We start from the raw sequence: 23,659 nt of genomic DNA on the forward strand, positions 1-23,659 counted from the left end.
GGCACCGGACTGGGCTTGTATCTGGCGCGCGAACTGTGCTTGAATAACGAAGCGATGCTCGACTACGAGTACCGCTTCGACGCCGGGGACGGCAACGGGGACGGGGCGGGCGCGGCGGCCGGGATCGACGGCCGCCGTTCCAGCGGCCGCTTCGTCGTCACCTTCGCCGGCGGCGGCCATGCCGGTCGCCTGAGCGCGCCACAGTAAAGGAAGTGCCATGACCGCTGTCCGTGCCTGTCCCCGCGTCCTGGTTGTCGACGACGAGGCGGACCTGCGCGAGCTGCTCGAGATCACCCTGGTGCGCATGGGCCTCGACGTCGACAGCGCCGCCACCCTGGCGCAGGCGCGCGCCCTGCTGCCCGAGCACGACTACGCGCTGGTGCTGACCGACATGCGCCTGCCCGACGGCCTCGGCCTGGAGCTGGTGCGCGAGGTGGTGGCCGCCTACAAGAACACCCCGATCGCCGTCGTCACCGCCTTCGGCAGCGCCGACAACGCCGTCGTCGCCCTCAAGGCCGGCGCCTTCGACTACGTCTCCAAGCCGGTGGCGCTGGACCAGCTGCGCCTGATGGTGCAGTCGGCGCTGCGCCTGAACGCGCCGGCCGCCGAGGCGCCGGCGCCGCCGGCCGCCAGTCGGCTGAAGGGCGACTCGGCGGTGATCCAGGCGCTGCGCGCGCAGATCGCCCGGCTGGCCCGCTCGATGGCGCCGATCGCCATCCACGGCGAGTCCGGCAGCGGCAAGGAGCTGGCCGCGCGCGAGATCCACGCGCAAAGCTCGCGCGCCGGCAAGCCCTTCGTCGCCGTCAACTGCGGCGCCATCCCCGAGGCGCTGATGGAGGCCGAGTTCTTCGGCTACCGCAAGGGCGCCTTCACCGGCGCCGCCGAGGAGCGCGACGGCTTCTTCCAGGCCGCCAACGGCGGCACCCTGCTGCTCGACGAGGTGGCCGACCTGCCGCTGGCGATGCAGGTCAAGCTGCTGCGCGCCATCCAGGAGCGGCGCGTGCGCAAGCTCGGCGCCACCGCCGAGGAGCCGGTCGACGTGCGCATCATCAGCGCCACCCACCAGGACCTGGCGCAGTGCGTCGAGAGCGGGCGCTTCCGCCAGGGCCTGTTCTACCGCCTCAACGTCATCGAGCTGCAACTGCCGCCGCTGCGCGAGCGGCTCGACGACCTGGGGCCGCTGACCGACGCCATCCTGGCCCGCCTGGGCAGCTTCGCCCAGCGCGTGGTGCTGGCGCCGCAGGTGCTCGAGGCGCTGCGCGGCTACGCCTTCCCCGGCAACGTGCGCGAGCTGGAGAACATCCTCGAGCGCGCGCTGGCCTTCTCCGACGACGGCGTCATCGAGGTGGCCGACCTGGCGCTGAAGGGCGCGCGGCCGGCCGAGGGCGGCGCCCAGGCCGCCACCGCCGGCGCGCCGCCCGCCGGCCCCGCCGCCGCGCACACCCAAGTCCAAGCCGTCCAGACGGCCCAATCCGCCCAATCGGCCCAGCTGGGCGCGCCGCCGTGCGCCGCCGAACCGGCCGCGCCGCCGCTGCCTCCGCTGGAGGCGCTGCCGGCCAGCCTGCCCGACTACCTGCACCAGATCGAACGCGACATCATCATGCGCGCCCTGGCGCAGACCCAGTACAACCGCACCCAGGCGGCCCAGCTGCTCGGCATCAGCTTCCGCCAGCTGCGCTACCAGATGCAAAAGCTGGGCATCCAGGAGCCGGAGACCTGAGCCATTCAATGAACCATCCAAGGCCCAATCCAAGGCCCAATCCAACGCCCAATTCGACGAGCAATTCGATGAACAATTCGACAAGCAATCCGCCGCCGTCCGCGCCGCTGCTGCTCGGCGCCGACGGCTGGTGCGCCGGCGCGCGCCGCTACGATTCGCCGTATTTCGACGCCCGTCCGGCCGGCGCCGGCATCAGCCTGCTGGTGGTGCACAACATCAGTTTGCCGGCCGGGCGCTTCGGCGGGCCGCACGTGTCCGACTTGTTTTCCGGCCGCTTAGACTATAATGCCGATCCCTCCCTGGCCGGCCTGCGCGGCTTGCGGGTGTCCAGCCACTTCTTCATCCGGCGCGACGGCCGCCTCGTGCAATATGTTTCTTGCAACGACAAGGCGTGGCACGCCGGCGTCTCGATGTTCCACGGCCGCGAGCGTTGCAACGAGTTTTCCATCGGCGTCGAGCTGGAGGGGACGGACGATCTGCCCTTCGAGCCGGCCCAGTACGCGACCCTGGCGGCGCTGACCCTGGCGCTGCAGGAGCGCTATCCGCTGCGCGACGTGCAGGGCCACGAACACATCGCGCCGGGTCGCAAAACCGACCCGGGACCGTGTTTTAGTTGGGAAAAATACATTGTTTCATGGATGCATCTGCTTAATAAAAAGGCAAGCGGGGCCGATGCGTTAGTATGCGCTAACCGGGAGCTGCGCTTCCCGGTTGGCCTGCCGGAAAGTCAATAGGAATATTCCCGCTTTGAACAAAATTTCCGCTTGTCTTGGGCATTTTTGAACACTACAATCAGTGTATCGATTCACGCAATTCACTAAATGTAGTGGTCAAACATGTCAAAGGTTCACCAAACGCTCAGCTGTCCGCAACTAGCCCACCGAACCGATCTCTAACCCTTTTTGTCGCTGTCACCCCAGCCCGCAGCTAGGCTGGGCGCTTCATCTTGGCCTTTTTTACACAACAACTAGCCGCGCAGTACGACTGCACGCTGTTATCCCGGGGAGCTTAAATGCAATCTACACAAGACACTTCCATCCATCCAGCGCCGGTATCGCCAGCGTCTGCGAGCGCGGCAAGCGGCCACACCACGGCGGCGAGCCTGCTCGGCGATTACCGCATCCTGCGCCGCAACGGCGCCGTCGTCGCTTTCGAGCCGTCGAAGATCGCCATCGCCATGACCAAGGCCTTCCTCGCCGTCACCGGCGGCCAGGGCGCCGCCTCGGCCCGCGTGCGCGAGCTGGTGGAACAGCTGACCGCCGGCGTGGTCGCGGCGTTGGTGCGCCGCCAGCCGGGCGGCGGCACCTTCCACATCGAGGATGTGCAGGACCAGGTGGAATTGTCCTTGATGCGCTCCGGCGAGCACGACGTCGCGCGCGCCTACGTGTTGTACCGCGCCAAGCACATGGAAGAGCGCCGCGCGCAGAAGGAGGCGCTGGGCGCCGCCGCGCAGATCGACGCGCCGCAGATCCACGTCATCGAAAACGGCGAACGCCGCGTGCTCGACATGCAACTGGTGCGCGACCTGATCGCCGCCGCCTGCGTCGGTCTGGAGAAGCACGTCGACGCCGACGCCATCCTGGCCGAAACCGTCAAGAACCTGTACGACGGCGTGCCCGTCGAAGAGCTGCACAAGTCCGCCATCCTGGCCGCCCGCGCGCTGATGGAGAAGACCCGGCCTACTCGCAGGTGACCGCCCGCATTCTGCTGCACACCATCCGCAAGGAAGTGTTCGGCAAAGAGGTGCCGCAGGCCGCCGCCGCCGCCGCCTACGTCGAATACTTCGGCAGCTACATCGCCAAGGGCATCAAGGAAGAGCTGCTCGACGCCAAACTGGCCGAGTTCGACCTGGCCCGTCTGGCCAAGGCCCTGGTCGCCGACCGCGACCTGCAGTTCGGCTACATCGGCCTGCAGACCCTGTACGACCGCTACTTCCTGCACGTGCGCGACGTCCGCATCGAAATGCCGCAGGCCTTCTACATGCGCGTGGCGATGGGCCTGGCCCTCAACGAGAGCGACCGCGAGGCGCGCGCCATCGAGTTCTACCACCTGCTGTCGTCGTTCGACTTCATGAGCTCGACCCCGACCCTGTTCAACTCCGGCACCCTGCGCTCGCAGCTGTCGTCGTGCTACCTGACCACCGTCTCGGACGACCTGGAAGGCATCTACGACGCCATCAAGGAAAACGCGCTGCTGGCCAAGTTCGCCGGCGGCCTGGGCAACGACTGGACCCCGGTGCGCGCGCTGGGCGCCCACATCAAGGGCACCAACGGCAAATCGCAGGGCGTGGTGCCCTTCCTGAAGGTGGTCAACGACACCGCCGTCGCGGTCAACCAGGGCGGCAAGCGCAAGGGCGCCGTCTGCGCCTACCTGGAAACCTGGCACATGGACATCGAGGAGTTCCTCGACCTGCGCAAGAACACCGGCGACGACCGCCGCCGCACCCACGACATGAACACGGCCAACTGGATTCCCGACCTGTTCATGAAGCGCGTGATGGAAAAGGCCGACTGGACCCTGTTCTCGCCGAGCGACGCGCCGGACCTGCACGACCTGGTCGGCAAGGCCTTCGAGAAGGCCTACCTGGGCTACGAGGCCAAGGCCGCCGCCGGCGAGATCCGCGTCAGCAAGAAGATCGCCGCGCTCGACCTGTGGCGCAAGATGCTGTCGATGCTGTTCGAGACCGGCCACCCGTGGATCACCTTCAAGGGCCCGTGCAACATCCGCTCGCCGCAGTCGCACGTCGGCATGGTGCACAGCTCCAACCTGTGCACCGAGATCACCCTCAACACCGGTCCGGACGAGATCGCCGTCTGCAACCTGGGCTCGGTCAACCTGCCGGCCCACATGAAGGAAGGCAAGCTGGACCACGTCAAGCTGCAAAAGACCGTCCGCACCGCCATGCGCATGCTCGACAACGTCATCGACATCAACTACTACGCCGTCGACAAGGCGCGCAACTCGAACATGCGCCACCGTCCGGTCGGCATGGGCGTGATGGGCTTCCAGGACTGCCTGCACATGATGCGCGTGCCGTTCTCGTCGGACACGGCGGTGGCCTTCGCCGACACCTCGATGGAGGCGGTGTGCTACTACGCCTACCTGTCCTCGACCGAACTGGCCGAGGAACGCGGCCACTACGCCTCGTACAAGGGCTCGCTGTGGGACCGCGGCATCCTGCCGCAGGACTCGGTCAAGCTGCTGGCCGAGGAGCGCGGCGGCTACCTGGAGGTCGACGGCTCGTCGGCGATGGACTGGACGCCGGTGCGCGACCGCATCAAGAAGTTCGGCATGCGCAACTCGAACTGCGTGGCGATCGCCCCGACGGCGACCATCTCGAACATCATCGGCGTGTCGGCCTGCATCGAACCGACCTTCCAGAACCTGTACGTCAAGTCCAACCTGTCGGGCGAGTTCACCGAAATCAACGCCTACCTGGTGCGCGACCTGAAGGCGCGCGACCTGTGGGACGAGGTGATGATCTCCGACCTGAAGTACTTCGACGGTTCGCTGGCCAAGATCGACCGCATTCCGCAAGACCTGCGCGACATCTACGCCACCGCCTTCGAAGTGTCGCCGAGCTGGCTGGTGGAAGCCGCCTCGCGCCGCCAGAAATGGATCGACCAGGCCCAGTCGCTGAACATCTACATGGCCGGCGCCTCCGGTAAAAAACTCGACGAGACCTACAAGCTGGCCTGGCTGCGCGGTCTGAAGACCACCTACTACCTGCGCACCATCGCCGCCACCCACATGGAGAAGTCGACCTCCAAGACCGGCGCGTTGAACGCCGTGTCGGTCGACGGCGGCATGTCGGCCAGCGCGCTGGCGACCCAGGCGGCCGGCGTGGCCGCCGCCGCCGCGGCCCAGGCCGAAGCCGACGGCGCCGCCTGCTACCTGCGTCCGGGCGACGACGGTTTCGAGGAATGCGAAGCCTGCCAGTAATGAAGTAAATCGACAGTACAGCGCCGCCGCCCGGCCCCGGCCGGCGGCGCTAAAATATAGACCTAGAACCGACCCGGCCCCGCCGGGCGCTTCTTTTTACAGAACACGCCGGCGCCCCGCCGGCCATAGGAAGGAACACCACCATGTTGTCTTGGGATGATGAAGCCACGTCGGCCGCCGCGCCGCGTCCAGCCAACCAAACGCCGCTCGGCAGCGCCGAGCCGACCACCGGCCTCGGCATCGCCGGCGAGGCCAACGCCGAACAAGTCGCGCTGCGCGTCAACGCCGACGACAAGCGCATCATCAACGGCAAGACCGACGTCAACCAGCTGGTGCCCTTCAAGTACAAATGGGCCTGGGACAAATACCTGGCCGGCTGCGCCAACCACTGGATGCCGCAAGAGGTCAACATGCAGCGCGACATCGAGCTGTGGAAGAACCCGAACGGCCTGACCGACGACGAGCGCCGCCTGGTCAAACGCAACCTGGGCTTCTTCGTCACCGCCGACTCGCTGGCCGCCAACAACATCGTGCTGGGCACCTACCGCCACATCACGGCGCCGGAATGCCGCCAGTACCTGCTGCGCCAGGCCTTCGAGGAGGCCATCCACACCCACGCCTACCAGTACATCGTCGAATCGCTGGGCCTGGACGAGGGCGAGATCTTCAACGCCTACAACGAGGTCAAGTCGATCCGCGACAAGGACGAGTTCCTGATCCCCTTCATCAACACGCTGACCGACCCGGCCTTCGCCACCGGCACCGTGGAAAACGACCAGAAGCTGCTGAAGTCGCTGATCGTCTTCGCCTGCCTGATGGAAGGCCTGTTCTTCTACGTCGGCTTCACCCAGATCCTGGCGCTGGGCCGGCAGAACAAGATGATGGGCGCCGCCGAGCAGTACCAGTACATCCTGCGCGACGAGTCGATGCATTGCAATTTCGGCATCGACCTGATCAACACGATCAAGATGGAGAACCCGCTGCTGTGGACGCCGGCCTTCCGCGAGGAGATCAAGGTGCTGTTCCTCAAGGCCGTCGACCTGGAATACGCCTACGCCGAAGACACCATGCCGCGTGGCGTGCTGGGTCTGAACGCGCCGATGTTCAAGGGCTACCTGCGCTTCATCGCCAACCGCCGCGCCCAACAGATCGGCCTGGAGACCTTGTTCGACCAGGAAGAGAACCCGTTCCCGTGGATGAGCGAGATGATCGACCTGAAGAAGGAGCGCAACTTCTTCGAGACCCGCGTCACCGAATACCAGACCGGCGGCGCGCTGAACTGGGATTAAACATCGGCCAGCGCCGCCGCGCGCGGCGGCCGGCCACACTGCCAACCCGGCGCCTCGGCGCCGGGTTTTTTTTTATGCCCGCGCGGCGCGCCGACACGTCGAAGAAAACCGGCGGCAGACATCGAGGGTCAGACCCTCAGGGTCTGACCCTGGCTCTTCGGCCTTGGATTTTGCCCGCGTCACCGGCGCCTTGATTGCGGCGCTTTTTCCGCGCGCGCGCCGCCGCGCGCCAGTGTTCATGCGCCGTCCGCGCGCACCGCTGCGGCAATCCGCTTGCCAATACCTTCCCCGTGTCTCATAATCGCGACGAATTTGAAAACAGAGCAGAGTAGGGAAGGACGTGGCGTGTGCCGCGTCGGACAGCGCGCCGTGATCGGCGCTGCGGCCCGCGCCGAAGCGGGCGCGATCGCATACACCCAGGCGGCAATTGGCGCGCTTTGACGCGGCGGTTTTTTTCGCCGCGCTCGGCGGCGCAGAAATCGGCGCCGTTGGCGGCGCAACCACGCGTCGCGGCGGCGGCGGCGACGACGACGCGGCGCGCCGGGCGCCGCGGCCGGCGGACGTATGCTGCAAAAAAGCGTTGAATAGTTGTCGTGCTGGTTGCGTACAAGTAAGGTTTTCGTGTACTTTACGAGATTGTAATAGTGTGTTTGTGAAAGCGGCGTAGTACGAACCGCGCAGCACGCTGGAAGATCGAAAAAATGGGAACGAGATTCGCACAGATATGCACAAGTCCACACCGTTTTTTTTCGGCCGCCTTGCCTGATTGAGTTCAGGCCGGGCGGTTTTTTCTTTGAAAATTAAAACGGTGCAGTGACAACGACGTCGGTGACGGTGCTGAGCGCACGCCCGAAAAACCGCGAGACGTCGCGACAAGATTCAGACAAGGCCGCCAGCCCGCAACAGGGCGGCGGCCCAAGTCGATGGCTGAAGCGCTGCAATACGTGAGCAATTGCAGCAGTTCAGCTGGTGCCGAATTCATTAGCGCAAACCTATCGTTTGCGCCGATGAATAATTCGCCTGGCCCAATCCTGGGCTGGACGGGTTTTAATCTTGTGCGTGATTTTTTCCCATCCCAGATGAAGGAGAGACAAAAATGGCTACAGCCGCTAAGAAATCCGAAGTAAAGAAACCAGCCGCCAAGGCCGCCCCTGCCGCTAAAAAGCCGGTAGTCGCAGCCAAGGCCGCTGCCAAGCCAGCCGCGAAAGCCGCAGCAAAACCAGCCGCAAAACCAGCAGTGAAAGTAGCAGTCAAAGCAGCCGCCAAGCCAGCCGCAAAAGCAGCGGTGAAAGCCGTTGCCAAGCCGGCGGCAAAAGCCAAGCCAGCAGCGAAAGTCGCCGCTAAACCAGCGGTGAAAGCCGCAGCGAAGCCGGCCGTCAAAGCCAAGGCAGCCGCCAAACCGGTGGCCAAAAAAGCCGCCGCCGCCAAGCCAGCCGTCAAGGCCAAGGCAGCAGCCAAGCCAGCAGTGAAAGCCAAGGCAGCGGCCAAGCCGGTCGCCAAAAAAGCCGCAGCCAAGCCAGTCGCCAAAAAAGCGGCAGCCAAACCTGCGGTGAAAGCCAAAGCCGCCGCCAAGCCGGTCGCCAAAGCCAAAGTCGCGGCCAAGCCGGTCGCGAAAAAAGCCGCCGCCAAACCAGCAGCCAAAGCCAAAGCCGCCGCCAAGCCGGTCGCCAAAGCCAAGGTCGCCGCCAAGCCGGTCGCCAAGAAAGCCGCCGCCAAGCCAGCAGCTAAAGCCAAAGCCGCCGCCAAGCCGGTCGCCAAAGCCAAGGTCGCCGCCAAGCCGGTCGCCAAAAAAGCCGTCGCCAAACCTGCCGCCAAGGTCGCCGCGAAACCGGTAGCCAAAGCCGCCGCCAAGCCAGCCGCCAAAGCCGCCGCCAAACCGGCAGCGAAAAAACCGGTCGCCAAAGCGGTCGCCAAGGCTGGCGCCAAGGCGGGCGCCAAGCCAGCAGCTAAACCAGCCGTCAAAGTTGCAGCAGCCAAGCCGGCTGCAAAGGCTGCGGCTAAGCCAGCGGCAAAAAAGCCGGTAGTTAAGGCCGCCGCCAAGCCAGCCGCTACTCCAGCAGCCAAGCCAGCAGCAGCCAAGCCAGCAGCCGTAGCCAAGCCAGTAGCAGCGGCCAAGCCGGCAGCAGCCAAGCCGGTCGCCAAGAAAGCCGCCGCTAAACCGGTAGCCGCTCCGGCGCCAGTGGTAGCAGCACCGGCAGCAGCCGCACCTGCGGCAGCGGCACCGGTCGCAGCAGCCAAGCCAGCGGTGAAAAAAGCCGCCGCGCCGAAGAAGGCCGCAGTCGCCAAACCGGCACCCGCAGTCGCCGCAACGCCAGCCGCGAAGACCGTGCTGGCGCCGGCCGCCGCTTGGCCTTTCCCAACCAGCACGCGCCCATCCTAAGCAAATACTTGGGTGCCTGCTGAGGCAAGCTGCCGCTGTGTGAGACAATCACACAGCGGCTTTTTTTTGGAGGGGCCTCGTGCTTAGTATTGTTATGTTGATTGTTGATGCCATCGCCACCCTGTTGGGCGGGGCATTGTTGTTGCGCTTCTGGATGCAGGCTATCCGCGTTAGGCCGCCGTCGTCGGTCGCCCAATTCACTTTCCAATTGTCGGACTGGCTGGTGCGCCCGTTGCGCCGCGTCGTGCCGGGCGTCGGCGGCTACGACTGGGCCAGCCTGATCGGCGCCTTCCTCATCGTGCTGCTGGCCACCTCGGTGTTGTTCATCGCCGGCTGGACCGTGCACGCCGTGCTGATGCAGGCGCTGCAACGCTTCCTGCAGTGGATACTCTACGGCTTCATGGCGCTGTTGGTGGTCGAGGCCATCTTCAGCTGGGTCAATCCGCACGCGCCGCTGGCGCCGTTCGTGCGCGCGCTCAACGAGCCGCTGCTCAGCCCGCTGCGCCGCGTTGTGCCGCTGGTCGGCAATCTGGACCTGTCGCTGCTGGTGGCGCTGATCCTGTTGCAGATCGCCCAGCTGGTGCTGGGGATGCTGTTTAGCGGTCTATGAAGCCAGGTTGGTGTTCGCAGCTGCCGGGTGGAGTCCGCCTGGCGGTGCAAATTCAGGCCAACGCCAAGAAGACCGAGGTGATCGGCGTGTTGGAAGACGCGCTGAAGATCAAGCTGCACGCGCAGCCGATCGAAGGCAAGGCCAACGAGGCGTTGATCCGCTTCCTGGCCGATGCCCTGTCCGTGCCGAAGAGCGCGATCGCGCTGACGCACGGACAAACGAACAAACGCAAGCTGCTGGAGCTGTCCAGCAGCAAACTCACGCCGGAGAGCGTGGCGAAACTGCTGCTGGGCGAGCCATAAGCGAGTCGGCGGCGTCCATTTTGTTGATAACCTGGAGGTGGCATGATGAAACGAACTATCCTATTTTGTGGCGTGGCCTTGTTGGTGCTGAGCGGCTGCGCCAGCCAGCCGACTTACGAGTGGGGCAAGTACGAGCAATCGTTGTTCGGCCCGGACGCGGCGCCCGCCGCGCCGGCAGCGGCGCGCTAGCACCTCGCGCGGCGCGCGCAGCGCGCCCGCGCCGAAACACGAAAGCCCCGACCGCATCGCTGCGGCCGGGGCTTTTTTGTTTGGTGGTGCCGGCAAACCCCACGGGCGAAGAGCCAGGGTCAGACCCTAGGGTCTGACCCTCGATTGCGCCCTTGGGGTTTGTCGGCGTCCCGGAGAACGCGCTGTTAGTAGCGGTAACCGAAGGCCGCCTCGAAGCGGTCGGCGATCTGCGCCGTGCTCGGCTTGTGGTTCTGGCCGCCCTTGTGGGCGATCTTGATCGAGCCCAGCAGGCTGGCCAGGCGGCCGGTGGTTTCCCAGCTCCAGTCGTTGGTGATGCCGAACAGCAGGCCGGCGCGGTAGGCGTCGCCGCAGCCGGTCGGGTCCAGCTCGGCCTCGGCCTTGACGGCCGGGATCTCGATGCGCTGGCCCTTGGTGTAGATCTCCGAACCGTTCTCGCCGCGCGTGACGATCAGCGCTTCGAGGCGCTCGGCGATCTGCGGCAGGGTCAGGCCGGTGCGGTCCATCAGCAGCTCGATCTCGTAGTCGTTGGCGGTGAGGTAGGTGGCCTTGTTGATGAAGTCGATCAACTGCTCGCCGCTGAACATCGGCAGCTGCTGGCCCGGATCGAACATGAAGGGGATGTTCAGCTCGGCCAGGTCGGCGGCGTGCTGGAGCATGCCCAGGTGGCCGTCCGGCGAGATGATGGCGACGCGCGCGGCGCCGGCCTTGGCGATCGGGTTCTCGTGGGCGAAGGACATGGCGCCCGGGTGGAAGGCGTTGATCTGGTTGTTGTCGGCGTCGGCGGTGACGAAGCACTGCGCGGTGTAGCTGTCGTCCTTGAGCAGGATGTTGGCGGTCGGGATGTTGAGCTTGTTCAGGCGCTCCAGGTAGGGGCCGCCGTCGAGGCCGATCACGCCGACGATGCGCGGCTCGCCGCCCAGCAGCGCCAGGTTGTAGGCGATGTTGCCGGCGCAGCCGCCGTATTCGGTGCGCATGGTCGGCACCAGGAAGGAGACGTTGACCTTGTGCAGCTGATCGGCCAGCAGGGTGTCACCGAAGCGGCCGGGGAATTGCATGATGGTGTCGATGGCGAGCGATCCGCAGATCAGGGAGGTCTTGTTCATGATAGTTTTTTAGGGGTAGAAGACGGCGATATGATAGCCGGACGCCTTGACGTGGGCTAATTCGAAGTACAGTTTGACAGATTGTTCGCTACGCGGCGAGAAGCCTTTGTCGACTTCGGCCTGGCTGGCCAGATATTCGCGCGGCGTGAAGACGCGGCGCAACACCGGCTTGTCGTTGGCGTCGTTCAGGGTCAGCTCGATGTGCGGCCAGCTCTGGCCGACCCGGCCCTGGTTGCGCAGCTGGGTGGCGAAGGAGAAGGTGGTCTCGCTCACCGTCAGCAGCTCGCCCGGCTCGATGCTCAGCTCGTCGATCTGCGACGGCAGCTCGACCTTGCAGCCGGCGCGCGCGCAGATCGCCAGCAGCGCCGGCTTGAGCGCCGGCACATGCGCGGCCAGCGGGTTGCGGAAGCTGGCCACCGTCTGTGCCGCCAGCGCCGCCAGCAGCAGCACGGAGCCGAGCGCCATGACGATGCGCGCGGCCTTGCCGACGCGCTGGTTCCTGCGGTCGCGTTTGACGAAGCCGGGTTCCTCGTCGGCGCCGGCGTCGGCCGGCTCGGCGCCCGCCGGCGCCGGTGTGGCGGGCGGCTGGAGTTCGACGATGTCGTCGGCCGGCTCGCCCAGCTCGGGTTCCTGGCGCGCCGACGGCGCGGCGGCCGGCTCGGCTTGCGGCGCGATTTGCCGCTCGGGCCAGGGCGCGGATTCGCGCTCGGGCAACGGTTGGTGTTCTGGCTCGGGCTCGGCTTCGGGCCAGGGCGCGGATTCTTCGCGCTCGGGCAGCGGCTGCTGTTCGGGCGCTGACTCGGCTTGCGGTTCGGCTTCGGCCGGTGGTGGTGCCGCCTTGCGCCAGACGGCGGCCTTGGCCGGCACTGCGGTTTCGGCTGGTGCCGCCGGCGCGTCGCTGAGGTCGGCGGCGGGCATGGCGGCGGCCGGTTCGGCCGGCGCTTCCGCCTCGGCCGGTTCGGCCGGCGCTTCCGCCTCGATATCCAGGTCCAGCTCCAGCGCCTGCTCGAACGCGGTTGGCGCCGGTGCCGGCGCCGGCGCCAGGTCGGCCGTCGTCGTCGGCGCGCGCGGCGGCGCATCCGGCACGATATCCGGCACGATATCCGGCGCCTGGACGGCCTCGGCGTCGATTTCCCGCGCCGGGGTGGCCGGCGCGTCGTCGGCGCCGTCGTGGCCGCCCAGATCGAGCGCATACGGCTGTTCGGTCGGCGGCGGCAGCACCTCGGCGGCGCGGGTGTCGAGCGCGGCCATGGCGGCGTCGAACGGCGCCGGGGCGTAGCTGGTCGGCGCGGCCGTCAAAGCGGATGCGGCGGAAGGTATCGGAGCGGGGGCCGGGGCCGGATTGGCAGCCGGGGCTGGGCTTGAAGCGGAGTAGGAGGAGGAGGAGGGCGGCGGCGTTTCCGCCGCGCCCCTGGCGGGCGGCTCGATCAGCGCCGCGTTGCCGTCAAAGACTTGGTTGCAGGCGCCGCAGCGCACTATGCCCCCACGTAATTTCAACTGGTCGAGGGCGACCCGAAATATCGTGTTGCAGTGGGGGCATTTGGTGGCGAGCGCCATCGCGGTGGTTACGCGCCTTCGCGTGCTGGCGGCACCACATCGCTGCCGAGGCGGCCATGCAGGGCGACCCAGCCTTCGAGCTCGGCCCACACGCCCAGCTTGATGAACGGTGCGTAGGCGGCGGCCACTTCCTCGGCCTGGCGTGCCAGCACGCCCGACAGGATCAGCGCGCCGCCGGGGGCGACGCGGCCGGACAACATCGGCGCCATCACCTTGAGCGGGCTCGACAGGATGTTGGCGACGACGATGTCGAACTTCTGCTCGGCGTGCTTGGTGGTGGCGAAGGTGTCCGGCAGGTAGTAGTCGACGGCGCACGTGTTGCGTTCGGCGTTGTCATGCGCCGACTCGATCGCCTGCGGATCGATGTCGACGCCGACCACCTCGGCCGCGCCGAGCTTCTTGGCCACCATGGCCAGGATGCCGGAGCCGCAGCCGTAGTCGAGCACCGTCTTGGCCGGCGCCGGATGGGCTTCCAGCCACTCCATGCACAGGCGGGTGGTCGGATGGCTGCCGGTGCCGAAGGCCAGGCCGGGGTCGAGCTCGAGGATGAGCGCGGACGGGTCCGGCGCCTCGTGCCAGCTCGGCACCACCCAGATGTTCTTGCCGATGTGGATGGGGGCGAACTGCGACTGGGTCAAACGCACCCAGTCCTGCTCCTCGACCTTGCGCAGCGTGTACTTGGGCAGCGCCGCCAGCTTGATCCGGCCGGCGGCGGCGGCGACGATGGCGGCCTGGTCGGCCGCCTCGTCGGTCAGCGCGACGACGCGGCTGTGTTCCCAGGCCGCTTCCTTCGGTTCCATGCCGGGCTCGCCGAACAGCGGCTGCTCGGCGTCGGTGCCCTCGTCGGCGTCCTCGACGGAAACCGACAGGGCGCCGGTCTCCATCAGCGCGTCGGACAATGCCTCGGCGTGTTCGCGGGCAATTTCAATAACGATTTCGGTCCAGCTCATGATGCCGCCTTCAGGTCGGGTTTGTTGCTCAAGCTCAGCTTGTGCAGATCCGGCATATCGGCCAGTTTCTGTTCCAGGTAATGGATGTTGGTGCCGCCTTCGATGAAGCGGGCGTCGATCATCAGCTCGCGGTGCAGCGGGATGTTGGTCTGGATGCCCTCGACCACCATTTCCGACAGCGCGATCTGCATGCGCTTGATGGCCTGCTCGCGCGTGGCGCCGTAGGCGATGACCTTGCCGATCATCGAATCGTAGTGCGGCGGCACGTAGTAGCCGGCGTAGGCGTGCGAGTCGACGCGGATGCCGGGGCCGCCCGGCGTGTGCCAGGAGGCGATGCGGCCCGGGGAAGGCGTGAACTTGAACGGGTCCTCGGCGTTGATGCGGCACTCGATGGCGTGGCCGGCCAGCATCACGTCGCGCTGGCGGAAGCGCAGCTTCTCGCCGGCGGCGATGCGGATCTGCTCCTGCACGATGTCGATGCCGGTGATCATTTCGGTGACCGGGTGCTCGACCTGGACGCGGGTGTTCATCTCGATGAAGTAGAACTCGCCGTTTTCATACAGGAACTCGAAGGTGCCGGCGCCACGGTAGCCGATCTTGCGGCAGGCCTCGGCGCAGCGGTCGCCGATCTTTTCGATCAGCTTGCGCGGGATGCCCGGCGCCGGCGCCTCCTCGATGACCTTCTGGTGGCGGCGCTGCATCGAGCAGTCGCGTTCGCCCAGCCAGACGGCGTTCTTGTGCTCGTCGGCGAGGATCTGGATTTCCACGTGGCGCGGATTCTCCAGATACTTCTCCATGTAGACCTCGGGGTTGCCGAAGGCCGAACCGGCCTCGGTCTTGGTCATCGCCACGGCGTTGATCAGGGCCGCCTCGGTGTGGACCACGCGCATGCCGCGTCCGCCGCCGCCGCCGGCCGCCTTGATGATGACCGGGTAGCCGACCTTGCGGGCGATCTGCACGATGGCCTTCGGATCGTCGGGCAGCGCGCCCTCGGAGCCGGGCACGCAGGGCACGCCGGCCTTGATCATGGTTTGCTTGGCCGAGACCTTGTCGCCCATCAGGCGGATCGATTCGGAGCGGGGGCCGATGAAGACGAAGCCGGATTTTTCCACCCGTTCGGCGAAGTCGGCGTTCTCCGACAGGAAGCCGTAGCCGGGGTGGATCGCTTCGGCGTCGGTCACTTCGGCCGCGCTGATGATGGCCGGCATGTTCAGATAGCTCAGCGAGGACTGCGCCGGGCCGATGCACACCGATTCGTCGGCCAACTTCACGTACTTGGCGTCTTTATCCGCTTCCGAGTGGACCACGACCGTCTTGATGCCCATTTCGCGGCAGGCGCGTTGGATACGGAGGGCAATTTCGCCACGGTTGGCAATGAGGATTTTTTCAAACATGATAGGTTCGCGTATGTCTGTGAGCGCCGGCAAGCCGGCAAAACATCTGGAGGGAGAATGCGGTACGAAGTCCGGGACACCGGCCGGCGGGAGCCTGGCCGGTGCGCGCGGCGGACTTAGCCTATCACAAACAGGGGTTGACCGAATTCGACGGGTTGGCCGTTTTCGACCAGAATCTGGGTCACGACGCCGGCTTTGTCGGAGTCGATTTCATTCAACAGCTTCATCGCTTCGATGATGCACAGGGTGTCGCCTTCCTTGACGGCGCTGCCGATTTCCACGAAGGCAGGCGAGCCGGGGGCCGACGAGCGGTAGAAGGTGCCGACCATCGGCGATTTGACCACGTAGCCGGTCGGTTCGACCACGGCGGCGACGACGGCGGCGGCCGGTGCGGCGGCCATCGGCGCGCCCTGCTGGTAATGCTGCTGCATGCCCTGCGGCTGCATCATCACAACTTGGTTTTGCGGCATGGCGGAGGACTTGACGATGCGTACCTTGCTTTCGCCCTCGGTCACTTCGAGCTCGGCGATGTCCGATTCGGCGACCAAGTCAATCAAGGTCTTGAGCTTGCGTAGATCCATCTGAAACCCCTTGGAATTATCTTGTTTTGTGAGTGAGTGCGGTGCCGCCTTATGGGCGTCGCCGCGCTAGAATGCGCGCAGATCGCGTAGATTAACGGTTTTTAAGCGCAAAGTCGATGGCAAAGCGATATCCCTCGATACCCAGGCCGCAGATCGTCCCTTGCGCGATCGCGCTGAGAAAAGAATGGTGGCGAAACGCCTCGCGCGAGTAAATATTCGAAATATGCACCTCGACAAACGGGATGGCGACACCGGCCAAGGCATCGCGTAGGGCCACGCTGGTGTGGGTGAGCCCGCCCGGATTGATGACGATGGCGTCGACGCCCTCCGCCTTGGCGGCGTGGATGCGGTCGATCAAGGCGCCTTCGTGGTTGCTCTGAAAACAAGACAACTGCGCCCCGGCCGCCGTGGCTTGCGCCTGGGCAGCGTGTTCAACATCGGCCAAAGTGCTTGCGCCGTACACCTCGGGCTCGCGCGTCCCCAGCAAATTCAGGTTGGGGCCGTTGAGCAGTAGGAGGTTTTTTGCCATGTAGTCGAGACCGTTTTCCGCGAAAGTTCCGCATTTTGCCGCCAACCGCCGGCCTTGGCAAGACAAAAATATCTTGCAAAACTATTTACAGTGTTGCCAAGTCCGCACGCAGCTGGTCAAACTTCAGGCGCCCTAGATAAGTCTTCTTGACTTGTCCATCGGCGCCGATCAATACCGTGTATGGCAATCCGCCGGCGCTGTTGCCGAATTGGCGGGACAGGTCGGTGCCGCCCATGCCGGCCACGTAGACGGGGTAGGCGATCTTGAATTTCCCGGCGAATTCGGCGATGTTCGATGGGGAATCGATGCCGATGCCGATGATTTGCACGTTCTTAGCGACCCCTTCGGCCTGCAGCGCGGACAATTCCGGCATTTCCTGCACGCAGGGGCCGCACCATGGCGCCCAGAAGTTGACCAGCAGGGCCTTGCCCTTGAACTGGGCCAGCGCCCGGGTGGTGCCGGCGGCGTCGGGCAGCGACTGCTTATATAGCGCGTCGACCGGGCCGGTGACGCCGGGCGCGACGGTGGTGGTGAGCGGCCCCGCCGCCTCCTTGCGGTGGGTGCCCACATAGGCGCCCATGGCGCCGAACATCAGGGCGATGACGGTGTAGGCAATCAGGTTCTTTTTGGTCATGATGGCAGGTCGGTGGTGGAAATTTCGGTGTCGCCGGCGCCGCCGCCCTGGCCGCTACTAACTAGGAGGGCGCGCAGGCCGGCGATGTCGGTGCGGATGGTCTTGCCGTCGGCGCGCGCCTTGAGGGCGCCGCGCAGGTCGTCGAGTTCGTACAAGGCGGCGTGCACGCCCTCCTTGTGCCACAGGAAGCTGACGGTCTCGACCGGATCGTGGCGGGCGCCCTTGAAGTGGGGCGTCTCGCTGATGTCGATGTTGACGTTGCGGTTGAGCAGGAAGATCTCGACCTCCTTGGCGCTGTCGGCGAACAACTGCAGGTGGATGTCGTCGTGCGGCCCGGCGGTGCCGTTCAGCACGGCGCCGGTCAGGAAGGGCTTGAACTGGGCCAGCGACTCCATCACCTGCAGCGCCATGGTGCGCAGGCGGAACAGGCGGGCCGGCTGGCTGTCGGCCTGGAACAGGGCGTGGTAGAGGCGCAGCTCGAGCTCGATCTGGGCGTTGTCGGGAAGCACGTTGGCGGGTGCCTGGGCCTCGCCGAGGATCTGCCGCGCCGCCTTGCGTTTGGCGCTGGCGTAGTCGGCGCCGTCCTGGGCGATCAGGCGCGCGGCGGCGGCGGCGATCTCGGCGCGCAACAGCTGGGCATCATCGTGGGGCTTGGGCATCATGGACGAGATCATACTCTCAACCGGTAAAAGTCACTGCGTCAGGTAAAATCCCATACTTGACCATTCGCCTAACGCAACTCACAACATGCATATTCATATACTCGGCATCTGCGGCACCTTCATGGGCGGCCTTGCCGTACTGGCGAAAGAGGCCGGCCACCGCGTCACCGGCTGCGACGCCAACGTTTATCCGCCGATGAGCACCCAGCTGGAAGCCCAGGGCATCGAATTGATCCAGGGCTTCGGTCCCGAGCAGATCGAACTCAATCCCGACCTTTATGTGATTGGCAATGTTGTCTCGCGCGGCAATCCGCTGGTCGAGGCCATCCTCAACCGCAGCCTGCCCTATGTGTCCGGGCCGCAGTGGATGGGCGAACATATATTACGCGACAAATGGGTGCTGGCCGTCGCCGGCACCCACGGCAAGACCACCACCTCGGCCATGCTGGCCTGGATCCTGGAGGACGCCGGCTACGCGCCGGGCTTCCTGATCGGCGGCGTGCCGATGAACTTCGGCATTTCGGCGCGCCTGTCCGGCCACGCCGACGGCAAGCGCGCCGAGACGGCCTTCTTCGTCATCGAGGCCGACGAGTACGACACCGCCTTCTTCGACAAGCGCAGCAAGTTCGTCCACTACCACGCCAAGACGGCGGTGCTGAACAACCTGGAATACGACCACGCCGACATCTTCCCCGACCTGGCCGCCATCGAGACCCAGTTCCACCACCTGGTGCGCACCGTGCCCGGCATCGGCCGGCTGGTGGTCAACGCCGACGAGGAATCGCTGCGGCGCGTCGTCGCGCGCGGCTGCTGGAGCGAGCACGAGGGCTTCGGCCACGGCGCCGGCGCCGACTGGACCCTCAACGAGCACGCCGACGGCAGCTTCGACGTGCTGTTCCGCGGCGAGACGGCGGGCCGCGTCGAGTGGCAGTTGACCGGCAAGCACAACCGCGCCAACGCGCTGGCCGCCATCGCGGCGGCGCGCCACGTCGGCGTGCCGATCGCCCAGGCGGCGCAGTCGCTGGCCCGCTTCGAGAACGTCAAGCGGCGCATGGAGGTGCGCGGCGTGGTCAAGGACGTCACCGTGTTCGACGACTTCGCCCACCATCCGACCGCCATCGCCACCACCGTCGGCGGCCTGCGCCAGAAGGTCGGCGCGGCGACGCGCATCCTGGCCGTGCTCGAGCCGCGCTCGAACACCATGAAGCTGGGCGCCATGAAGGACGCGCTGCCGGGCAGCCTGGCCGAGGCCGACCTGGTGTTCGGCTTCGGCAGCCGCGAGGCGCTGGGCTGGAGCCTGGCCGACGCGCTGGCGCCGCTGGGCGCCAAGGCCTCGGCCTACGAGCAGATCGACGCGCTGGTGGCGGCCATCGCCGCCGCCGCCCGCCCGGGCGACCAGATCGTGGTGATGAGCAACGGCGGCTTCGGCGGCGTGCACCAGAAGATCCTCGAGGCGCTGGCGCGATGATCCTGTACCTGCACGGTTTCCGTTCCTCGCCCAGCTCGATGAAGGCGCGTCTGGTGGGCGAGCGCATGGCCGAGCTGGGCCTGGCCGCCGACTTCGTCTGCCCGCAACTGCCGGCCTCGCCGGCGGCGGCGATGGCGCTGGCGCTTGAATTGATCGAAGGCGTGCCGGCCGACCAGTTGTGCTTGATCGGCTCCTCGCTGGGCGGCTATTACGTCACCTGGCTGGCCGAGCGCGTCGGCTGCCGCGCCGTGGTGCTGAACCCGGCGGTGACGCCGCTGCGCAACCTGGACCAGCATGTCGGCGTCACCACCCAGTTCCACTCGGACGAACCGTTCGAGTTCAAACAGGAATATATCGCCGAGCTGGACGCGCTGGCGGTGGCAGAAATCAGCCGGCCCGAGCGCTATTTCCTGATCGCCGCGACCGGCGACGAAGTGCTGGACTATCGCGACATGCTGGCGCACTATGCGGGCGCGCGCCAGCACCTGATCGAAGGCAGCGACCACGCCATCGGCGAGTTCGCCGGGCACGTGGCGCCGGTGCTGGCCTTTTGCGGCGTCGGGGCGGGGCGGTGACGGGGCCGGCACGGCCATCGTCGCTGCGCCAGGCACGTTGGATAGAACATGTGGGCGGCGTCAACGCGCCGGCCGCGCTGCGCCACTGGCTCACCACCGGCGCCTCGCTGACGGCCAAATTGAAGGCGCACAGCCTGGCCTTCCGCGTGCAGCGCCTGCGCCAGCGCAGCGGCCGCTGCCTGAGCGACGAGGCGGCGGCGATCGGTTTGCCGCGCGCCGGCCGGGTTTGGGAACGCGAAGTGCTGCTGCGGTGTGATAATACGCCGGTGGTGTACGCCCACACGGCGGTGCCGGTGGCGGCCACGGCCAGCGACTGGCCGCTGTTCAGCGCGCTGGGCGAACGCTCGCTCGGCTCGACGCTGTTCGGCGACCCGCAGGTGCGGCGCGGCGAATTGGAGTTCGCCCGCCTGCGCGGCGGCCACCCATTGCACGAGCGGGCCCGGCTGGCGCTGGGCGGCTTGAACGGAGCGGGCGGGCCGGTGCCGCCCGAACAGATACTGTATGCCCGGCGCTGTTTGTATCGGCGCCACCAAGGATTGCTGCTGGTTACCGAGGTCTTCCTGCCTAGCGTGCTGGACCTGGTATTGCAGAACAACACAACAATAATGATGAATCGAAGCTAGCAATGAACCTATTTTTTGAAGAATCCGGCGATTTCAAGGTCGGCACCGTGCTCTCCCAAGCGGGCGAGGCCTATCAGGTGGAGATGGCCAGCGGCAAGCGCACCAAGGTCAAGGTCAAGGACGTGCTGTTGCAGTACGAGAAGCCGGCGCCGGCCGAGCTGCACGAGCAGGCCAAGAAAGTGGCCGCCGAGATCGACCTGGACTTCCTGTGGGAAGTGGCCGGCGAGGAGGAGTTCGGCTTCGCCGAGCTGGGCGTGGAGTACTTCGGCCACGCCCCGCTGCCCTTCGAGGCGGCCGGCCTGATCCTGAGCCTGCACACGGCGCCGATCTACTTCTATAAAAAAGGCCGGGGCCGCTACAAGGCGGCGCCGGAGCAATCCTTGCGCGCGGCCCAGGCCGGCATCGAGAAGAAGAAGCAGCAGGCGCTGGTCCAGGCCGAGTATGTCGAGCAGCTGAAGGCCAACCAGTTGCCGGAATCGATGCAGAACATCGTGCTGCAACTGCTGTTCAAGCCGGACAAGAACTCCATCGAGTACAAGGCGATGGAGGCGGCCTGCAACGAGCTGCACAGCAATCCGCAGCGGCTGATGCTGGCCACCGGCGGCATCGCCTCGCCGAAGGGACCTGCACATGTCCAAGTTCCTGTTCGAGAACTTCCCCCGTGGCGCCGGCTTCCCCGACGTGCCGGTGCCGCAGGCGCCGAGCAAGCTGCCGCTGGCCGGGGTGCGGGCCTTCTCGATCGACGACGTGACCACCACCGAGATCGACGACGCCTTTTCGATCACCCACCTGGCCGACGGCAAGGTCAAGGTCGGCATCCACATCGCCGCGCCGGCGCTGGGCATCAAGCCCGACGACGTGGTCGACAAGATGGCGCGCGGCCGCATGTCCACCGTCTACATGCCGGGCGACAAGATCACCATGCTGCCCGATGCCATCGTCAACGCCTTCACCCTGGCCGAGGGCAAGACCTGCCCGGCGCTGTCGCTGTACGCCACGCTGGACCCGGCCGACTGGAGCGTGGTCAAGACCGAGACGCGCGCCGAGATGGTGCCGATCGCCAACAACCTGCGCCACAACGACCTCGACGAGCTGGTCAACGAGGAAACCCTGGCCAGCGGCGTGGGCGAATACGCCCACAAGGCCGAGCTGGCGCTGCTGTGGCAATGGGCCCAGCAGCTCGAGCAGGGCCGCATGGCCAAGCGCGAGGGCTTCGGCCTGAAGCCGGAACAGAACAACCGCGTCGACTTCAACTTCTACGTCGAGGACGACGTGGTCACCGTCAGCCGCCGCAAGCGCGGCGCGCCGCTCGACAAGATCGTCGCCGAGCTGATGATCTTCGCCAACAGCACCTGGGGCAAGCTGATGCACGAGCACGGCGTGCCCGGCATCTACCGCGCCCAGGGCGGCGGCAGCGGCGGCTGGGCCGCCAAGATGCAGGTGCGCATGGTCACCCACGCCGCGCCGCACCAGGGCCTGGGCGTCGACCAGTACGCCTGGAGCACCTCGCCGCTGCGCCGCTACACCGACCTGGTCAACCAGTGGCAGATCCTGGCCTGCGCCGAGCACGGCGTGACGGCGCCGCTGGTGGCGCCGTTCAAGCCGAAGGACGCCAACCTGTTCGCCATCGTCTCGGCCTTCGACGCCGCCTACGCCGCCTACGGCGACTTCCAGTCGAACATGGAGCGCTACTGGTGCCTGCGCTGGCTGGGCCAGGAGAACGCGCGCCAGGTCGAGGCGGTGGTGCTGAAGGATGAAGTGTTGCGCCTGGTGGACATTCCGCTGATCATCAAGCTGCCGGGCATGCCGCAGGTGGCGCGCGGCGCCCAGGTCAAGCTCGACATCCTGCGCTGGGACGAGGTCGACCTGTCGATCGAGGCGCGCCTGCTGGAGATTCCGGCGGCCGCCACGGTGGCCGCCGACGCCGAACTGGACTACGAGGACGAGGAAGGTGCCGACGGCACGCCGGAAGCCGGGGCCGACGCGGCCACGCTGGAGGGCGCCGCCGACATCGAGGTCGAAGTGGTCGAGGCGGACGGCGAGGCCGGCGCCACGCCGCCGGCTGGCTAACTCCGGCGAATCGAGGGTCAGACCCTAGGGTCTGACCCTAGGGTCTGACTCTGGCTTGCCGCGCCAACAAGCAAAACTTCCCGCCGCACACAAAAATATCGCAGCCGTCCGGTGCCATGACGTAGAATCAGGCCATCTTTCGTTCCAACCATCCGCCCGGCATCGCGTGAAGTCCTTCCAAGAAAACCGCTTCCTCTACACCGCCATCGGCATTTCCCTGCTGGTCCATGGGGCCTTGCTGGCGGTGCATTTCGTCGCGCCGACGGCGTTCCGCCTGCAGCCGACCGACCCCGGCCTCGAGGTCATCCTGGTCAACGCCAAGCACAACAAGGCGCCCTTGAAGGCCGACGCGCTGGCCCAGGCCAACCTGGACGGCGGCGGCACGGTCGACAAGGGCCGCAGCAAGTCGCCGCTGCCGGACATGCGCAAGGTCGAGACCGGCGACAGCGTGAAGGCGGTCAAGCGCCGCATCAGCGAGCTGGAGCAAAAGCAGAGCGAGCTGCTGACCCAGGCCAGGCCCAAGCCCTTCGCCGCCGCGCCGGTGACGGAGAAGAACAAGCCCGACCCGGCGCCCAGCGGCGCCGACCTGCTGGAAACCAGCAAGGCCATCGCCCGCATGAGCGCCGAGATCAGCGAGACCATCGAGGACCAGAACAAGCGGCCCAAGAAGACCTTCGTCACGCCGAGCACGCGCGGGGTCGGCTACGCGATCTACTACAAGACGATGCAAAAGCGCATCGAGGACGTCGGCACGCTGAACTTCCCGCAGCAGAACGGCCGCAAGCTGTACGGACAGCTGGTGATCTCGATCCCGGTGTTCCAGGACGGCACCATCTACCAGCGCGACGGCGGCGCCAAGATCGACCGCAGCTCGGGCAACGCCGCGCTCGACGCTGCGGCGCTGAACATCGTGCGCCGCTCCGCGCCGTTCGGCAAGTTCCCGCCCAATATGCTGTCGAACGAAAAAGACGACCTGTGGGTCATCATCACCACCTTCAAATTCACCCGCGAAGACCGGCTGCAGGCCGACATGAACGCTGGAGGACACTAAACCATGGAC

20 protein-coding genes and 2 pseudogenes are annotated in these 23,659 nt (G+C 66.3%); 14 read left to right on the forward strand and 8 right to left on the reverse strand.

Annotated elements, in window-relative coordinates; translation table 11 throughout:
* Window positions 1–39 precede the first annotated feature (39 nt).
* The 9 genes and pseudogenes from QC826_RS31170 to QC826_RS02710 all read left to right on the forward strand — a co-directional run bounded on the left by QC826_RS31170 (window position 40) and on the right by QC826_RS02710 (window position 10,432).
* Window positions 40–207 (forward strand): hypothetical protein, encoded by a 168-nt coding sequence (locus QC826_RS31170; protein ID WP_313872905.1) that lies wholly within the window; start codon window positions 40–42, stop codon window positions 205–207.
* 10 nt (window positions 208–217) lie between these two features.
* Window positions 218–1,720, forward strand: a complete 1,503-nt coding sequence (locus QC826_RS02675; protein WP_279764286.1) for a sigma-54-dependent transcriptional regulator — start codon at window positions 218–220, stop codon at window positions 1,718–1,720.
* 68 nt (window positions 1,721–1,788) lie between these two features.
* Window positions 1,789–2,454: a 1,6-anhydro-N-acetylmuramyl-L-alanine amidase AmpD gene (ampD, locus tag QC826_RS02680; protein ID WP_279764287.1), complete on the forward strand. Its 666-nt coding sequence runs from the start codon at window positions 1,789–1,791 to the stop codon at window positions 2,452–2,454.
* 278 nt (window positions 2,455–2,732) lie between these two features.
* Window positions 2,733–5,662: pseudogene (locus QC826_RS02685) on the forward strand (ribonucleoside-diphosphate reductase subunit alpha).
* 143 nt (window positions 5,663–5,805) lie between these two features.
* Window positions 5,806–6,951, forward strand: coding sequence for a ribonucleotide-diphosphate reductase subunit beta (locus tag QC826_RS02690; RefSeq protein WP_279764288.1), 1,146 nt, complete (start codon window positions 5,806–5,808; stop codon window positions 6,949–6,951).
* Between the two features lie 1,096 nt (window positions 6,952–8,047).
* Complete coding sequence (locus QC826_RS02695; protein ID WP_279764289.1) at window positions 8,048–9,331, forward strand: hypothetical protein; 1,284 nt, start codon at window positions 8,048–8,050, stop codon at window positions 9,329–9,331.
* A gap of 94 nt (window positions 9,332–9,425) precedes the next feature.
* The gene (locus QC826_RS02700) at window positions 9,426–9,941 is read left to right on the forward strand and encodes a YggT family protein (RefSeq protein ID WP_279764291.1); all 516 of its coding nucleotides are present in this window, start codon (window positions 9,426–9,428) and stop codon (window positions 9,939–9,941) included.
* Complete coding sequence (locus QC826_RS02705; RefSeq protein ID WP_279764292.1) at window positions 9,938–10,243, forward strand: DUF167 domain-containing protein; 306 nt, start codon at window positions 9,938–9,940, stop codon at window positions 10,241–10,243. Before QC826_RS02700 ends, QC826_RS02705 begins: the two co-directional genes overlap by 4 nt.
* Window positions 10,244–10,285: 42 nt before the next feature.
* Window positions 10,286–10,432, forward strand: a complete 147-nt coding sequence (locus QC826_RS02710; protein WP_279764293.1) for a hypothetical protein — start codon at window positions 10,286–10,288, stop codon at window positions 10,430–10,432.
* Between the two features lie 185 nt (window positions 10,433–10,617).
* Here QC826_RS02710 and QC826_RS02715 read toward each other — a convergent pair whose 3' ends face one another.
* The 8 genes from QC826_RS02715 to QC826_RS02750 all read right to left on the reverse strand — a co-directional run bounded on the left by QC826_RS02715 (window position 10,618) and on the right by QC826_RS02750 (window position 17,863).
* Entirely contained in the window at window positions 10,618–11,556 is a 939-nt protein-coding gene (locus tag QC826_RS02715) for a carbohydrate kinase family protein (protein ID WP_279764294.1), read from the reverse strand.
* A gap of 9 nt (window positions 11,557–11,565) precedes the next feature.
* On the reverse strand, window positions 11,566–13,113 hold the full coding sequence (locus QC826_RS02720) for a DUF3426 domain-containing protein (RefSeq protein WP_279764295.1): 1,548 nt from the start codon (window positions 13,111–13,113) through the stop codon (window positions 11,566–11,568).
* Between the two features lie 8 nt (window positions 13,114–13,121).
* A complete protein-coding gene (gene prmA / locus QC826_RS02725) occupies window positions 13,122–14,063 on the reverse strand; it encodes a 50S ribosomal protein L11 methyltransferase (RefSeq protein WP_279764296.1) in 942 nt (313 codons plus the stop codon).
* Window positions 14,060–15,457, reverse strand: a complete 1,398-nt coding sequence (accC, locus tag QC826_RS02730; RefSeq protein ID WP_093382601.1) for an acetyl-CoA carboxylase biotin carboxylase subunit — start codon at window positions 15,455–15,457, stop codon at window positions 14,060–14,062. Before accC ends, prmA begins: the two co-directional genes overlap by 4 nt.
* A 116-nt stretch (window positions 15,458–15,573) precedes the next feature.
* Window positions 15,574–16,038: an acetyl-CoA carboxylase biotin carboxyl carrier protein gene (accB, locus tag QC826_RS02735; RefSeq protein ID WP_279764297.1), complete on the reverse strand. Its 465-nt coding sequence runs from the start codon at window positions 16,036–16,038 to the stop codon at window positions 15,574–15,576.
* 91 nt (window positions 16,039–16,129) lie between these two features.
* Window positions 16,130–16,567, reverse strand: a complete 438-nt coding sequence (gene aroQ / locus QC826_RS02740; RefSeq protein WP_099415609.1) for a type II 3-dehydroquinate dehydratase — start codon at window positions 16,565–16,567, stop codon at window positions 16,130–16,132.
* A gap of 85 nt (window positions 16,568–16,652) precedes the next feature.
* Window positions 16,653–17,201 carry a TlpA family protein disulfide reductase gene (locus QC826_RS02745; RefSeq protein ID WP_279764298.1) on the reverse strand — a complete coding sequence of 183 codons (549 nt, stop codon included), beginning with the start codon at window positions 17,199–17,201 and terminating at the stop codon, window positions 16,653–16,655.
* Complete coding sequence (locus QC826_RS02750; protein ID WP_279764299.1) at window positions 17,198–17,863, reverse strand: hypothetical protein; 666 nt, start codon at window positions 17,861–17,863, stop codon at window positions 17,198–17,200. Before QC826_RS02750 ends, QC826_RS02745 begins: the two co-directional genes overlap by 4 nt.
* Window positions 17,864–17,948: 85 nt before the next feature.
* Between QC826_RS02750 and mpl the strand changes: the two genes are divergently transcribed.
* From mpl to QC826_RS02775, 5 genes and pseudogenes are all read left to right on the forward strand, one after another.
* Window positions 17,949–19,331 (forward strand): UDP-N-acetylmuramate:L-alanyl-gamma-D-glutamyl-meso-diaminopimelate ligase, encoded by a 1,383-nt coding sequence (gene mpl / locus QC826_RS02755; RefSeq protein WP_279764300.1) that lies wholly within the window; start codon window positions 17,949–17,951, stop codon window positions 19,329–19,331.
* The gene (locus QC826_RS02760; protein ID WP_279764301.1) at window positions 19,328–19,906 is read left to right on the forward strand and encodes a YqiA/YcfP family alpha/beta fold hydrolase; all 579 of its coding nucleotides are present in this window, start codon (window positions 19,328–19,330) and stop codon (window positions 19,904–19,906) included. Before mpl ends, QC826_RS02760 begins: the two co-directional genes overlap by 4 nt.
* Before the next feature lie 50 nt (window positions 19,907–19,956).
* Window positions 19,957–20,529 (forward strand): chorismate lyase, encoded by a 573-nt coding sequence (locus QC826_RS02765; protein ID WP_279764302.1) that lies wholly within the window; start codon window positions 19,957–19,959, stop codon window positions 20,527–20,529.
* 2 nt (window positions 20,530–20,531) lie between these two features.
* Window positions 20,532–22,599 (forward strand): annotated as a pseudogene (locus QC826_RS02770) (ribonuclease catalytic domain-containing protein).
* A gap of 166 nt (window positions 22,600–22,765) precedes the next feature.
* Entirely contained in the window at window positions 22,766–23,650 is an 885-nt protein-coding gene (locus QC826_RS02775; protein WP_279764303.1) for a TonB family protein, read from the forward strand.
* The last annotated feature ends 9 nt before the right edge of the window (window positions 23,651–23,659 follow it).

The sequence above is a fragment of the Rugamonas sp. DEMB1 genome, assembly GCF_029834475.1.
GTDB classification, from domain to species: Bacteria; Pseudomonadota; Gammaproteobacteria; order Burkholderiales; family Burkholderiaceae_D; genus Rugamonas; species Rugamonas rubra.